This is a genomic window from Streptomyces sp. NPDC107528, assembly GCF_055639295.1.
In genome coordinates, this window is record NZ_JBVKAV010000011.1 from 57,028 (window position 1) to 70,748 (window position 13,721).

13 protein-coding genes and 2 pseudogenes are annotated in these 13,721 nt (G+C 71.0%); 5 read left to right on the plus strand and 10 right to left on the minus strand.

What is annotated here, in order from left to right:
* Positions 1-29: 29 nt before the first annotated feature.
* Positions 30-1,532, minus strand: coding sequence for a metallophosphoesterase family protein (locus ACZ7L5_RS31665; RefSeq protein ID WP_471520991.1), 1,503 nt, complete (start codon positions 1,530-1,532; stop codon positions 30-32).
* 82 nt (positions 1,533-1,614) lie between these two features.
* The gene (locus ACZ7L5_RS31670) at positions 1,615-2,493 is read right to left on the minus strand and encodes an MHYT domain-containing protein (RefSeq protein WP_471520993.1); all 879 of its coding nucleotides are present in this window, start codon (positions 2,491-2,493) and stop codon (positions 1,615-1,617) included.
* Positions 2,494-2,685: 192 nt separating this feature from the next.
* On the opposite strand from ACZ7L5_RS31670, the gene ACZ7L5_RS31675 reads away from it, so the two are divergent.
* Together ACZ7L5_RS31675 and ACZ7L5_RS31680 are read left to right on the plus strand one after the other, a co-directional pair.
* Positions 2,686-3,588: an arginase family protein gene (locus tag ACZ7L5_RS31675; RefSeq protein ID WP_471520995.1), complete on the plus strand. Its 903-nt coding sequence runs from the start codon at positions 2,686-2,688 to the stop codon at positions 3,586-3,588.
* 239 nt (positions 3,589-3,827) lie between these two features.
* On the plus strand, positions 3,828-4,826 hold the full coding sequence (locus tag ACZ7L5_RS31680; protein ID WP_471520997.1) for an alpha/beta fold hydrolase: 999 nt from the start codon (positions 3,828-3,830) through the stop codon (positions 4,824-4,826).
* Between the two features lie 49 nt (positions 4,827-4,875).
* Here the strand turns inward: ACZ7L5_RS31680 and ACZ7L5_RS31685 are convergent, their stop codons facing one another.
* On the minus strand, positions 4,876-6,066 hold the full coding sequence (locus ACZ7L5_RS31685; protein WP_471520999.1) for an MFS transporter: 1,191 nt from the start codon (positions 6,064-6,066) through the stop codon (positions 4,876-4,878).
* 69 nt (positions 6,067-6,135) lie between these two features.
* Positions 6,136-6,936 carry a DUF899 domain-containing protein gene (locus ACZ7L5_RS31690; RefSeq protein WP_471521001.1) on the minus strand — a complete coding sequence of 267 codons (801 nt, stop codon included), beginning with the start codon at positions 6,934-6,936 and terminating at the stop codon, positions 6,136-6,138.
* A 187-nt stretch (positions 6,937-7,123) separates the two neighbouring features.
* Between ACZ7L5_RS31690 and ACZ7L5_RS31695 the strand changes: the two genes are divergently transcribed.
* Both ACZ7L5_RS31695 and ACZ7L5_RS31700 read left to right on the plus strand, forming a co-directional pair.
* On the plus strand, positions 7,124-7,510 hold the full coding sequence (locus tag ACZ7L5_RS31695; RefSeq protein WP_383248247.1) for a metalloregulator ArsR/SmtB family transcription factor: 387 nt from the start codon (positions 7,124-7,126) through the stop codon (positions 7,508-7,510).
* Positions 7,507-7,998, plus strand: a complete 492-nt coding sequence (locus tag ACZ7L5_RS31700; RefSeq protein WP_383248245.1) for an SRPBCC family protein — start codon at positions 7,507-7,509, stop codon at positions 7,996-7,998. The genes ACZ7L5_RS31695 and ACZ7L5_RS31700 overlap by 4 nt, the downstream gene beginning before the upstream one ends.
* Positions 7,999-8,273: 275 nt before the next feature.
* On the opposite strand, the pseudogene ACZ7L5_RS31705 reads toward ACZ7L5_RS31700, so the two are convergent.
* The 3 genes and pseudogenes from ACZ7L5_RS31705 to ACZ7L5_RS31715 form a co-directional block, all read right to left on the minus strand.
* A pseudogene (locus ACZ7L5_RS31705) lies at positions 8,274-8,655 on the minus strand (arsenate reductase/protein-tyrosine-phosphatase family protein); the annotation flags it as partial.
* Positions 8,609-9,342, minus strand: a pseudogene (locus tag ACZ7L5_RS31710) (aquaporin). The pseudogenes ACZ7L5_RS31705 and ACZ7L5_RS31710, both read right to left, overlap by 47 nt.
* On the minus strand, positions 9,339-9,716 hold the full coding sequence (locus ACZ7L5_RS31715; RefSeq protein WP_471521003.1) for an ArsR/SmtB family transcription factor: 378 nt from the start codon (positions 9,714-9,716) through the stop codon (positions 9,339-9,341). The pseudogene ACZ7L5_RS31710 and the gene ACZ7L5_RS31715 overlap by 4 nt, the downstream one beginning before the upstream one ends.
* A gap of 105 nt (positions 9,717-9,821) precedes the next feature.
* Between ACZ7L5_RS31715 and arsM the strand changes: the two genes are divergently transcribed.
* Positions 9,822-10,580 carry an arsenite methyltransferase gene (gene arsM / locus ACZ7L5_RS31720; protein ID WP_471521005.1) on the plus strand — a complete coding sequence of 253 codons (759 nt, stop codon included), beginning with the start codon at positions 9,822-9,824 and terminating at the stop codon, positions 10,578-10,580.
* On the opposite strand, the gene ACZ7L5_RS31725 is transcribed toward arsM, so the two are convergent.
* From ACZ7L5_RS31725 to ACZ7L5_RS31735, 3 genes are all read right to left on the minus strand, one after another.
* A complete protein-coding gene (locus tag ACZ7L5_RS31725; protein ID WP_471521512.1) occupies positions 10,504-11,820 on the minus strand; it encodes an MFS transporter in 1,317 nt (438 codons plus the stop codon). The two genes, arsM and ACZ7L5_RS31725, sit on opposite strands and share 77 nt — an antisense overlap.
* 313 nt (positions 11,821-12,133) lie before the next feature.
* Positions 12,134-12,889, minus strand: coding sequence for a dienelactone hydrolase family protein (locus ACZ7L5_RS31730; protein ID WP_471521007.1), 756 nt, complete (start codon positions 12,887-12,889; stop codon positions 12,134-12,136).
* A 124-nt stretch (positions 12,890-13,013) separates the two neighbouring features.
* Positions 13,014-13,634: an L-threonylcarbamoyladenylate synthase gene (locus tag ACZ7L5_RS31735; protein WP_328429969.1), complete on the minus strand. Its 621-nt coding sequence runs from the start codon at positions 13,632-13,634 to the stop codon at positions 13,014-13,016.
* Positions 13,635-13,721: the final 87 nt, after the last annotated feature.

Here is a 13,721-nt window from a genome sequence, read left to right on the forward strand (position 1 = left end):
GCATGCCCGCGATCAGTGCATTCTCGCGATCAGCGCAAGGGGATCGTGACCTCGTCCTCGACCGGCGGGTCCACCTCCTGGGCACGGTTGCCGGTCGCGGCGTAGCAGCGCAGGCGGACGGTCTCCGGTGTGACGTCCAGGCGCAGGAAGCACTTGAAGAACGGCGGGCTGTAGGTCGCCGAGCTGGGTGAGAACAGCTGCGTGTAGATCTTGCGCACGGGCAGGCGGAACCGTGCGGTGCGGTCCGGACGGCGGCCGGCCCCGAGCAGACTGGCGACCAGACGGGTGCGCCAGGTGATGCGGGTCGTGGTCTGCTGGGCTCGGGTCAGCGGGATGCCCAGGCGCTCGGCGACGACGGCCGCCGCCTCCGCCTCGGTGACGGTGAAGAAGCGACGCAGTCGCAGCCTGCGGCCGTACAGCTTGCTGTAGAAGGCCAGGGAGTCGCCGCGCAGCGGATAGCAGCGGAACTCCTTCTCGGTGACGTTCGCGACGTCGACCCGCGGGATGGTGTGCGTGGCGTGCATGAACGCACCGCCGCCGCCCGCGACCACGTACTGGATCGTGCGGCCGTCCACCCGGACCGGATAGCGCTGGTAGTTGTGGATGTCACCGCCGATCGCCGCGACATAGCGGTGGGCCGGATCACGGACGATCTCGTCGACGGTCCCGCCGCCCTCGATCGCGCAGGGATGGTGTTCGCCGTCCACGTACAGCGGCGATCCGGTGATGAGGATCTTCGGGCGGGGGTCCTTGGACACCTCGCGCAGCCACGCGCCCTGTTCGGCGTCGATGGTCCCGAGGAGTCCGGTGTCGATGCCTATGATCCGCACCGGCCCGGCGTCGATCGCCCAGTACGGCCCCGGCTGGACGGCCTGTTGGACCTCCGCCGACCTCAACTTCCGTGCGTCCGCGAGATGGTGGCCGTCACCCTGGCGCGGGCGGTGCCACAGCAGTGACCGCAGCCGGGCCCGGCTCAGCGGACGCGGCGCGGGCTCCGGCGCGAGTGGCGGGGCGTCGTCGCAGAAGACTCGCATGAACGCGCCGAGGTCCTCGTACCAGTCGTGGTTGCCCGGTATCGCGTAGATGGGCGCCCGGTAGTCCTGGTACGGCCGGAAGAACTTGGTGCCGTAGTCGTCGGCACTGCCGACCGGATAGATCACATCACTGGCGAGGACCGCGAACCGGGTGTCCTGACCCGTTTTCAGAAAGCCGGGTACGACGGCGAATTGGGGATCGTCCCCCTCGCCGGTGTCTCCGATGACGAGGAACGAGAAGCGGTCCGGGTCGTCGCGCCGGATCACCTTGTCGGCGGGAGCGCCGGCGGCCGTCCGCTGCGCCACCCAACGGCTCCGGGTACGGCCCGTGGGGTCCCCGAACCAGGACGCCAGCACGCCGTTGCGCGCGGCCCACAGCATCTTGGGGTCGAGCCAGGAGATCTTCTCGACCCTGGGCGGCATCAGCCGCTTGTACGTGCCGAGTTCGGGGGCGCCCCAGCCGGCGCCTTCGGCGGTATCGCGTGAGGAGTCAGACACCGGTGCACCGTAACAATGATCTAGAGAAGGACGAGAGGGGGGAGCGCGGACCCGGCGCGTCGCCGCGCTCCCGCTCCCGGGGTCACCGCTTGCGGGCGTACGGTTCCCGGTCGGGGTGCGGGGTGTGGGCAGGAGCCCTCAACTCGCTGTCACGGAAGGGCCGTTGCCTGCCGGGGCGCTGGTCGGTGCCGGACCACCGTGCTGTGCCGGGCCGGCTGCGCTCGCCCTCACCGAGGACCAGGAGCGGGTCGAACATCACCACCACACCGGCCAGGACGAGGAAGACGATCGGTCCCAGGAGCATCGGAAGCAGCAGCGAGGACGACGAGCCGCCGGCCCACGACGCGCCGGTGGTGCCGTGCAGATGGACGCTGACGGCGGCCATGCCGGTGTAGTGCATCCCGGACACGGCCACGCCCATGACCAGGCTGGCGCCGAGACTCGTCAGGAAGCCGCGGATGGTGACGGCCGCCCACAGAGCGGCGGTCGCGGCGACGATCGCGATCAGGACGGAGAGACCCACGGTGAGGATGTCGTACCGGATGGCGGCGTCGAGGCGCAGCGCCGCCATGCCCAGATAGTGCATGGCCGCCACGCCGAGTCCCGTGACGACGCCGGCGCCGACCAGTGTGCCCCTGCCCGCGCCCAGATAGCCCACGATGAACACGCCGACGCCGACCACGACGATCGCCACGGCGAGGCTGAGGACGGTGAGGTCCGCGTCGTAGCGGATCCGGGTCTCCTCGACCTCGAAGCCGATCATGGCTATGAAGTGCATCGTCCAGATGCCGCAGCCGATCGACGCGGCGCCGAGCGCGAGCCAACCCGGCTGCCACGAATGCTCGTTGAGCAAGGACCGGACGATGCACCGCAGTCCTAACGCCCCTCCCAGGCAGGCCATCAAATAGGCCGCAACCGGGGTCACCGCACCATAGCGGAACCCGTCCACCGTGCCTTCCATAAGCCAACTCCCCCCAGAGTTCTGGCCAGTTGTGGAGCAAGGTGTACGTGTGAAAGATGTGTAAAGCAAGCCTTTACCGCCGGTAGCCGTTGAAATGTGTATCACTGGCGGACCACAAGTGGTGGCCGTCCACCGTCTGTGGCAGAGATGGAGTGGGGGGAGCGGCGGCAGGCAGTGACGGAAGGGCCGGACATGCAGGAGCTCGCGATCATCGAGGCACCGTCCGTCCTCGGCCTGCGGCCGTCCGGGGTCCAGGAGCTGCCGACGGCGCTGCTCGGCGCCGGCCTCCTGAACGGTCTCGATGCGGTACGGACCGGCCGCGTCGAACCGCCCGCCTACGACCCGACGCGGGACCCCGTCACCGGAGTCCTCAACCCCCGGGCCATCGCGGAGTACTCCGCCCGACTGGCCGACGCGGTCGGAGACGTCCTCGACCACGGCCGTTTCCCCGTCGTGCTCGGCGGGGACTGCAGCATCCTGCTCGGCAACCTCCTCGCCCTGCGCCGCCGCGGACGCCACGGCCTGCTGTTCCTCGACGGCCACACCGACTTCTACCAGCCCTCGGCCGAGCCGTACGGCGAGGCGGCCTCGATGGACCTCGCCCTGGCCACGGGCCGCGGCCCCCGGCTGCTCACCGACCTCGAAGGCCTCGGCCCCTTGCTGCGCGACGAGGACGTCGTGGCCCTCGGCTTCCGCGACGCCGAAGAGTCGGCCCAGGCCGGCATGCAGCCGCTGCCACCCGAGCTGCACGCGATCGACCTCGACGGCGTGCGCGCCGCCGGCGCCCCCATGGCGGCCCGCGGCGCGGTCGACCGGCTCACCGCCGGCGCGAGCGCCGGGTTCTGGGTCCACCTCGACGTCGACGTCCTGGACGACGCGATCATGCCGGCGGTGGACTACCACCTTCCCGGCGGACTGACCTGGGAAGAGCTGGAGAGCGTGCTGCGTACGGCACTGGCCGACCCGCGAGCAGTGGGCCTCGACGTCACGATCTTCAACCCTCGCCTCGACCCCGACGGCACCATCGCCACCCGGCTGGCCGAGTGCCTGCGCCGGGGACTGTCGGCACGGCCGGATCGGGGGCCGCAGGACTGAGCGGGCCGCCGCCGACGATCCGGAGGCCGGTCAACTCCCGTGCCCGGCAAGGTGAGGCGTGATGTGGACGCCGCCCGCCTGCACCGGACGCCCGAGCGCCGATGTTGCCGAACCGGCAACGAGGTTCGCGACGCGGGGGCACCCGCCACCACGATGGCGGCACGATGCGCCGGGCCTCGCCCTGCCTCCCGCGGCCGCGAAGCCGGCGCACCCACCGACCGGCACTTCCGGAGGAGACCATGTCGAACCCCGCCCAGACGACGGACGCCACACACCGCCTGGTACCCGCTCCCGCCGGAAGGCTCCATCTCGTGGAACAGGGGACGGGTCCGCTGATCCTCCTCGTGCACGGCTTCCCGGAGACCTGGTACTCATGGCGCCACCAGCTGCCGGCGCTGGCAGCGGCCGGATACCGCGCGGTCGCCATGGACGTGCGTGGCTACGGCCGCTCCTCCAGGCCGGAGGCGGTGGACTCGTACCGGATGCTGGAGCTGGTGGAGGACAACGTCGCCGTGGTGGAGGCCCTCGGTGAACGGTCCGCGGTGATCGTGGGGCACGACTGGGGCGCGACCATCGCCGCGAACTCCGCGCTGCTGCGACCCGACGTGTTCCGCGCGGTCGGGCTGCTGAGTGTGCCCTACACCCCGCCCGGCGGCCCGAAGCCGAGCGAGGTCTTCGCGCAACTGGGCGGCCCGGACGAGTTCTACGTCTCCTACTTCCAGCAGCCCGGCCGGGCCGAGGCCGAGATCGAGCCGGACGTACGAGGCTGGCTCGCGGGCTTCTACGCCGCACTGTCCGCCGACACCCGGCCGGCCGCCGACGCCCCGGACCCGCACTTCGTCGGCCCCGGCGGCACACTGCGGGACAGGTTCCCCGCCGGCCGACTGCCCTCCTGGCTCGACGAGTCGGACCTGGACGTCTACGCGGGAGAGTTCGAACGGACCGGCATGACCGGCGCCCTGAACCGCTACCGGAACATGGACCGCGACTGGGCCGATCTGGCCGCCCACACCGGCGTCCCCATCACCCAGCCCTCGCTGTTCCTCGGCGGTGCGCTGGACGCCTCGACCACATGGCTGGCCGACGCGATCAAGGCCTTCCCCGCGACCCTGCCCGGCCTGCGCTCCTCACATGTCCTCGACGGCTGCGGCCACTGGATCCAGCAGGAACGCCCCAAGGAGACCAACGAACTGCTGACCGGATGGCTCGCATCCCTGCCGGCCCCGGAAAGCGCGTAGCTGCCACGGACCGGCACGGACCTGTGCGGCGCATCCCGCCCGCACAGGCTCAGGTCCCCACCGGAACCGGCCGCCGCAGCACAAAGGCCGCCGCGCTCGAGACCAGCACGGTCATGCAGGCGATGAACACCAGGCCCGCGCCCTCCAACCCCATCGGTTCCGTCAGGAAGCCCACACCGATCACCGGCAGCGAGATGCCCGTGTAGGCCACCACGAACAGCGTCGAGATCACCGCCGCCCGCTGCTCCGCCGGAGCCGCCGCGGCGATCGCGGACAGTGCCCCGCGGAACGACAGCCCCTGCCCGACCCCGCCGACGATCGCGCTCAGCACGACCAGCCACAGCAGATCCCACCACAATGCGCCCGCGAGCAGCGCCAGCCCGCCGAGGAGCACGGCGCAGCCCAGCGGCAGCGATCGCCCCACCCCGACCGGGCCGACGGCCAGTTGCCCGGCGGTCGAGGCGAAGAAGGCCAGCGCGACGACCAGCCCGCTGACGGCGTGATTGCGTTCATGGAGGGACTCGGCCAGGAACGCCGGGCTGACCGCCGTGAACACCCCGAACAGCGCGAAACCCGCGAACGAGGCGATCGCCGCCGGCGCGAACACCGTGCGCACCTGCGCGGGCAGGCTGGGCCGTTGCGGCCGCACCGTACGCAGCGACCGCCGCTCCCGTACGGTCTCCGGAAGCCGCACCAGCACGGCGACCGCGCACGCCACGAGCGCGAGGTGCACGACGAACGGCAGGTACAGCGGCCACGGAGCGTACTGCGCCAGCACTCCGGCGAGCAGCGGACCGCAGCCCAGCCCGCCCATGTTGGCGGCGGTCGCGATGAAGGTGGCCCGGGAGGCGCCGCCTTGCGGAGCCAGCTCCATCACGTACGCCGTCGCGGCCCCGGTGAGCAGGCCTGCGGACAGCCCCGACAGCAGCCGCCCCGCGTACAGCCAGCCCAGCCCCGTGGCGCACAGGAAGCAGACGGCGCTCGCGGCCGCGAATCCCAGTCCCGTCAGAATCACCGGACGCCTCCCCACGGCGTCCGAGGCATTGCCCGCCAGCAGCAGCACGCCGATGACGCCGAAGGCGTACACGGCGTAGACGACGGTGACCGTCAGCTCGGAGAAGCCGAACTTGTCCTGGTAGTGGCCGTACAGCGGAGTCGGCAGCGTGGTGCCGGCCATGCACACGGCGAACACCGCCCCGCTGAGCACACACGCGAGCCAGCCTCGGCGATCACCGTCCATGCCGCCGACGGTAACCCCGCGTGCCTGACGGAAGGACCGTCGGGCGGCGCTCGGCATGTCGCGTCGACGTCAGGCGTCGTACTCGTCGGGCAGCCGCAAGCCGGGCCCGCCGACCTGCAGTCCGAGCGGTTCCGCGCGGCCCTTCGGCTCCTCCCACACCTCCTGGCGGCCGAGCGCGGTGAGGTCGAGGTGCGGGTAGCCGTTGTGGAACTCCTCGATGCCGCGGCCGAACGTGGAGTACGTGTGGAAGACGTCGTCCCCGACGCGCAGGAACGCGCTGATCCCCGGATAGTCGCCGCGCATGGCCTCCGACCAGGGCATTCCGACCTCGGCCAGCTCGTCCTCGGTGCGCTGGTCGACCTCAACCGGTGCGACCCGCTCGTCGACGGTGGAGTGGAAGTCGTAGTTGAAGTCGCTGCCGGCGGACGAATACCAGGGGAACGTCCACCCCATCCGCTCGCGGTACGCGGCGAGCTTCGCGTACGGCGCCCGGCTCACCGCAGCCAGCGTGGTGTTACGGACGTGCAGCTGCCGCAGCCTGGCGGGGAACTGGTCGGCCGCGGAGGAGCAGCTGGAGCAGCCCGTGTCGCGAGGGTGCTCGGTGCCGTCCGCGTCGATGTCGTAGGTCCACATGAAGTGGTGCATGACCAGTTGGGGCCGCCCCTCGAACAGATCGAGCAGGCCGACCTGCCCGTCCGGCCCCTCGAAGGTGTACGGCTTGTCGACGCGCACCATCGGCAGCCGCCGCCGCTCGGCGTTGACCCGGTCGCGGGCCCGCGTGAGCTCCTTCTCCTTGGCCAGCAGCTCCCTACGGGCGGCCACCCACTCCTCGCGCGACACCACCTCCGGCAGGTGCGCCATCGATGTCATCCGAGTTCTCCCCACACGTCAGGTGCCGGCGGACGAAGCGGGCACACGACCAGCTTGCGCCCGCCCCACCGGTGACGCATATCCGCGCTCGCGCCCGCCACGCACCTCGTGGGTCCTCAGTTCGTCCACCCGAGCCTCCAGCCCTGCTGCCCGCGCAGATGCGTAACCGATGGGTTACGCTTTCTTCGTGGACGAACTGACGGACGTGGCCGACGCGATCGCCGATCCCGTGCGCCGGGAGATCCTGGTCATGCTGCGACACGCTCCTCTGACGGCGGGCGACATCGCCGCCGGGTTCTCCATCAGCCGGCCGGCGGTGAGCCGCCATCTGCGCGTGCTGCGCGAGAGCGGCCTCGTCCGGGACGAGCAGGCCGGACGTCATCGGCGCTATTCGCTCAACCGCTCCCGGCTGGGTCCTCTCACCGCCTGGCTCGCCCAGTTCGACACCCAGCGGTCCGACTGGTCGCAGCGTCTCGCGGCGCTGGAGACCGAGGTCCACCGGACGCGCAGGGACCGCACCCGTTCGACCCCCGCCGACACCCCGCGAACCGCGCACCAGGAGGACACGGCATGAACCCTGAACCCACCGGGCAGCTCGTACCCACCCCGACGGGGTACGACCTGATCATCACCCGCACGTACCGTGCCCCCGTCGACGACGTCTGGGCGAGTGTCACCGAACCGGAGCGCACGGCCCGCTGGTTCGGCCCCTGGCGCGGCGAGGCCGGACCCGGCCGGACCGTCGAGGTGCAGCTGGTGTTCGAGGAGTCGGCGCCCTGGTACCCGATGCGGATCGAGGCCTGTGAACCTCCGCACCGACTCGCCGTCATGACGGATGACGCCGTCGGCTCCTGGTCCCTGGAGCTGGTCCTGGCCGAGGCTGACGGCACCACCGAGCTCCGGCTGATCCACCACCTCACCTCCACCGAACAGCTCGGCGAGACCGGCCCGGGCTGGGAGTACTACCTGGACATGCTCACCGTCAGCCGCACGGGCGGGCCCCAGCCCGAATTCGAGCAGTACTACCCGGCGCAGAAGGCCTACTTCGAGTCCCTGAAGTAGCCGGCAGCGGGGGCGGTGGCGAGGACGGGAGCGCTACGTAAATCCGGTCGCGGCCCAGGAACGGCGGAACTACCCTCGCCTGGGCCGGCCTTGCCTGCCGATCGGAGGGCGACGCGCGCACCGAACAGGCGATCGAGCGCGTCGGCTCGCTCTTCCGCCCCGGTCACGAGCACGACCACCGCCTCTCCGCTCTGTGGACCTGGCAGTGGGAACGGCACCACCCTCCGACGCCCACCTCGCAGTGACGGCCCCGGTGAACCCGGGTGAGGCGACAGCACCGCCGAGATCAGCCCGTGGACCCGTTCCTCGATCGCGTCGCGGATCGGGCGAACGGCCTCGATGCCCTGCCCGGCGGGGTCGTCGAGCTGCCAGTCGAGACAGCTCTTGCCCGGGAAGACGGGCCGGGCGTCACCGCACCCCATGGTGATCACCACGTCGGAGGCCTCTACGGCCTCGACCGTGAGGAGCTTCGGGGTCTGCGCGGCGATGTCGATCCCGACCTCGGTCATCGCCTCGACTACCGCCGGGTTCACCTGCTCCGGGCGCCGATCCGGCGGAGCGAACCTCGATCCGCTCGCCCGCGAGGTGGGTGAGGAAACGCGGCGGCGGCTCAGGAGGGGGAGAGTTCGCGCTCGCTGTGCGCGGCGGCGACAGCATTGTGGGCTGGGACGGGGTGGCGGCCGTACACCACTGCGACGGCGCCCAGTCCCAGTGCGGCGCCGACCAGTTGGGCGGCGACGAACGGGGCCACCGAGGTGGGGGCGATCCCGGCGAAGGTGTCGGTGAAGGCACGTCCCACGGTCACCGCGGGATTCGCGAACGACGTGGACGAGGTGAACCAGCACGCGGCCCCGATGTACGCGGCCACGGCCGCCGGGGCCACCGAGACACGGCCGATGCGCCCCAGGCCCAGCACGAGGAGGATCAGCCCGGCCGTGGCGAGGACTTCGCCCAGCCACAGGTGACCGGCGAATCGCTCATGCGTGGAGAACCGCACCAGGGGTCTCGCGAACCTCGCGTCGGCCAGGATCGCCCCGCCCATCGCCCCGGCCACCTGTGCGGGGACGACGCGGCGACCTCTCGTGGGGACGGCCCGGTGCCGGCCCGGCGGCCCGTGAACCAGGCGGCCGGAGTGACGGCCGGCTTGAAGTGCGCGCCGGAGACGGGTACGAGCAGCGTGATCAGCACGGCCAGGCCGAACACGGTGGCCAGGGAGTTGGCGAGTAGTGGCACGCCGATGTCGGGTGACAGGGCGGTGGCCTGGATCCCGGAGCCGACGACGGTGACCAGCAGCCCGGTCCCGAGTGCCTCCGCGGTGGTGCGACGGCCGAGCGAGGCAGTCATGCGGGGACCTGACCGGCCTGCGGGGTGGCGAGGAACCCGGCCAGCCTGTCCAGCGCGCCGGGCAGTACCCAGTAGTACACCCAGGTGCCACGGCGTTCGCAGTCGATCAGGCCCGCCTGGCGCAGCAGCTTCAGGTGGTGGGAGATCGTCGGCTGGGACAGGTCGAACGCGGGCGTCATCTCGCAGACGCAGACCTCGCCGCCCTCCCGGGAGGCGATCATCGACAGCAGGCGCAGCCGGACCGGGTCCCCGAGCGCCTTGAACACTTTGGCCAGCTCCGCCGCCCGCTCGTCGTCCAAGGGCGCGGACGCGAGCCGACCGCAGCAGTCGCCGTCCGTGTCCTGGCCGATCACCGCGAGCTCCTGATTCGACATGGCTCTATGTTGACGTTTTTCGATCCAAGGCGCAAGCTTGCATCAAAGAACGTCAATACAAGCCGTTCCGGGGCGTGACCGCGCCCCGTCACCCAGGAGCCGGACATGACTGAGCAGTCCATTGACCTGCGTGAAACCGTCCGCATGCGATACGCCGAAGCTGCCGTACAGGTCACCGGGGGCGGCACCGCCTGTTGCGGGCCGCAGCCCGTCGAGGTCGACGAGAACTTCGGCTCGACCCTCTACGCCGCCGACGAACGCGACGCCCTGCCCGCCGAGGCGGTGGCCGCCTCCCTCGGCTGCGGCAACCCCACGGCCGTCGCCGACCTCCGTGAGGGCGACCGCGTCCTCGACCTCGGCTCGGGCGGCGGCATCGACGTCCTGCTCTCCGCCCGCCGCGTCGGCCCGACCGGCAAGGCGTACGGGCTGGACATGACCGACGAGATGCTCCAACTCGCGCTCGGCAACGCCCGGAAGGCAGGCGCGACCAACGTCGAGTTCCTCAAGGGCACCATTGAGTCGATCCCGCTGCCCGCGGACACCATCGACGTGGTGATCTCCAACTGCGTGATCAACCTGTCCGTCGACAAGCCCGCCGTCTTCGCCGAGACCTTCCGCGTCCTCAGGCCCGGCGGCCGCATCGGCGTCTCCGACGTCGTCGCCGACGACGCCCTCACCCCGGAGCAGCGGGGCGAGCGCGGCGACTACGTCGGCTGCATCGCCGGCGCCCTGTCCTTCGCCGAATACCGGCAGGGACTGGAGGCCGCGGGCTTCACGGACGTCGAGATCACCCCGACCCACCCGGTCGCCGACGGTATGCACTCCGCCATCGTCCACGCCACCAAGCCCGCACCGGCGCAGTAGGTTCCCGCAGCGCCTCGCGCGCGGCCGGAAGTTCGCGTCCCAGGAGGGCGAGTGGGGACAGCGCCATGATCACCGGGGACAGCAGCATGCCTGCCGCCGTCACCAGAAGACTTGTGCGCAGCCCCCACTCCTCCGCGAGGAGTCCGCCGAGCAGGGAACCGAGCGGGGTCAACCCCCCGCCGACGAACGTGATCGTCGCGGCCGCGCGGCCCTGCATCCCGTCCGGAGTGACGGCCTGCCGGACGGCCATGACCGTCACATTCACCAACTGGCCGCCCAACCCGAACACGAAGCCGACCGCAAGGAGAGCGGCAACCGTTGCGGCGGAGGAGCCGTGCAGCGCGGGCACCCACAAGAACGCGCCGTCGCCGAGTGCGGCCGCTCCCACGAGCACCGCACCATGACCGAACCGGCCCGGCAGACGCGCGGCCAGCAGTGAGCCCAGCAGCGCACCCGGTCCCGCCGCCGCGAGCGCCAGCCCCACGACGGTGCCCGACAGGTGCAGTTCCCGCGGCAGGAAAAGCAGATAGACGGTCATCATGGCCGCGAAGGAGAACTGGAAGGCGGCCGAGGCCAGGCACACGGTCCGAAGCACGGTACTCCGGGCGACGAAACGCAGGCCCTCATGAATCAGCCGCCAGACCCGAGGGGGGCCCGGGCGGTCGGGGAGTGATTCGGGTCGGCGGATCCGCCAAATCGACAGGAACGACAGCGCGAAGAACAGCGCGCTGGAGGCGGCGGCGATCGGCGCCGACAGCAGCGACACCAACGCACCGCCGAGCGCGGGACCGCCGATCTGCGCCGCGGACCGGCTGCCCTCGAGCGCGCTGTTGCCTCGCACCAGGTGGTCGCGTTCCACCAGTCGTACGAGAGACGCCTGGTAGGCCACGTCGAAGAACACGGACAGCGCCCCGACAACGAAGGCGAGCGCAAGCAGGCCGGGCAGGCCGAGCCAGCCGAAGAGCCCGGCCAGGGCGGCGGCGCCCAGGGCCAGCGCCCGGCCGACGTCCGTGAGCACCATGGTCGTGCGGGTCCGCCAGCTGTCCACCCACGCGCCGACGAAGAGCGAGAGCAACAGGATCGGCGCCTGCCCCACCGCACGCAGGGCGCCCAACTGGCCTGCACCGGCGTGCAGTGTCAGGACGGCGAACAGCGGCAGAACCACCAGACTTGCGTGTTCGCCGAGTTGGGAGGCTGTCTGGCCCAGCCAAAGTCCACGAAAGTCCGGATTCCGCCACAGGCTCGTCGGAGCAGGGCGACCGGAATCGGATACGCCGCAAGCGGAAGCGGAAGCGGACGGCACGGGGATCCCTGGGGTTGTCGACAACGAGGCCGTCACCCGGCGCACCACAGGTGCGTCGACGGTTCAGGCAGAGGAAGGCTCGCTGTGCCGCAACATCAGGGGCAGCACGCGATGACGGGCCGGAAACGGCCTACAACGTCAACGCGCGCCGGGAAGACCGACCATGTCTCAGCTCCTCGTGACTCACTCGCTGCACCCGGACCCTAGCGGCGCACCGGCACCCTGGTCTCCAACTCCGGCGGACCGATACTCACAACGTCCGCTTCAGCAGATCGAGCAGGGCCGCCCAGTGCCGCTCGTCCGCGGCCTTGTCGTACGCGGCGGTGTCGGCCTGCGTGTATCCGTGGTGGGCGCCCTCGTAGACCTCGTACCGGTGGCGGACCCCGGCCGCGGTGAGTGCGGCGGCGAGGCGCTCCATCTGCTCGGGAGGCATCGAGTGGTCGGCGTCGGCGTGGCCGAAGTACAGCTCCGCGGTGACGTGTTCGGCGGCCAGATGCGGGCTGTCCGGCGCGTCGGTCGCCAGCTGCCCGCCGTGGAAACCGGCCGCGGCGGCCACCCGCTCCGGATAGGCGCCGGCGGTGCGCAGGGCGAGCCGCGCGCCCATGCAATAGCCGGTGAGGGCGACCGGACCGTCGGCGAACTCCGGCCGCTCCGCCATCCAGCGCAGATAGGCGCCGGCATCCCGCACGGCCGACTCGGGCGTCAGGGACTGCATGACCGGGCCGATGCTGTCGAACAGCCCGGGCCGCGTGGCGGGGTCGATGAACTCGGGCAGATCGAACACCGGGCTGCGCCCGTGCCGGTAGAAGACGTTCGGCACGAGGACCGCGTACCCGGCGCCCGCGAGCCGGTCGGCCATCGACCGCAACTGCGGACGCAGCCCGAAGGCGTCCTGGTAGAGGAGGACCCCCGGCCTGGGAAGTCCGTCGCCCGGGTGGGCCAGGTAGGCGTCGGCTGCACCGTCCTCGGTGGGGACGTCCACGTCTGTTCCCTGTACGGAGGTCATGGGGTTGCCTCTCTGCGCGGTCCACGGACAACGGGTCGCCGACCCGGCGGAACCGGGTCGTCGGCACATGGTTTCAGGCACCACACAAACGGGCCGCGGCACCCCCGCCCACTTGGGGACGGCTTTACTCGAACCGGGACGTGTCCCCCGCTCCCTTCCGCACGATCTCTGCCTCGCCGCCCGAGAAGTCGATCACCGTCGTCGGCTCGGTGCCGCAGTCCCCGGAGTCGACGACCGCGTCCAGCACATGGTCGAGCCGGTCCTTGATCTCCCAGCCCTGGGTCATCGGCTCGTCCTCGTCGGGCAGCAGCAGCGTGCTGGACAGCAGCGGCTCCCCGAGCTCCGTGAGCAGCGCATGAGTGACGACGTGATCGGGGATGCGCACACCGACCGTCTTCTTCTTCGGATGCTGGAGCATGCGCGGCACCTCCCTCGTCGCGGGCAGGATGAACGTGTAGCTGCCGGGCGTCGACGCCTTGATCGCGCGGAACACGTCGTTGTCGACCCGCACGAACTGGCCGAGCTGCGCGAAGTCCTGGCAGACGAGGGTGAAGTGATGCCGGTCGTCCAGGCGGCGAATGGTCCGGATCCGGTCGATGCCGTCACGGCTGCCCAACCGGCAGCCCAGCGCATAGCAGGAGTCTGTCGGATACGCGATGAGCGCACCGGCGCGGACGCTGTCGGCGACCTGGGAGATGGTGCGCGGCTGAGGATTGTCGGGGTGCACGTCAAAGTACTTCGCCATTCACCGAGCCTATGCCCTGGACGCCATGAGGCTGCGCAGGCACCCGAATCGCTGGTGCGTCCATGTATCGGTTCGGCTGGTCGGGCC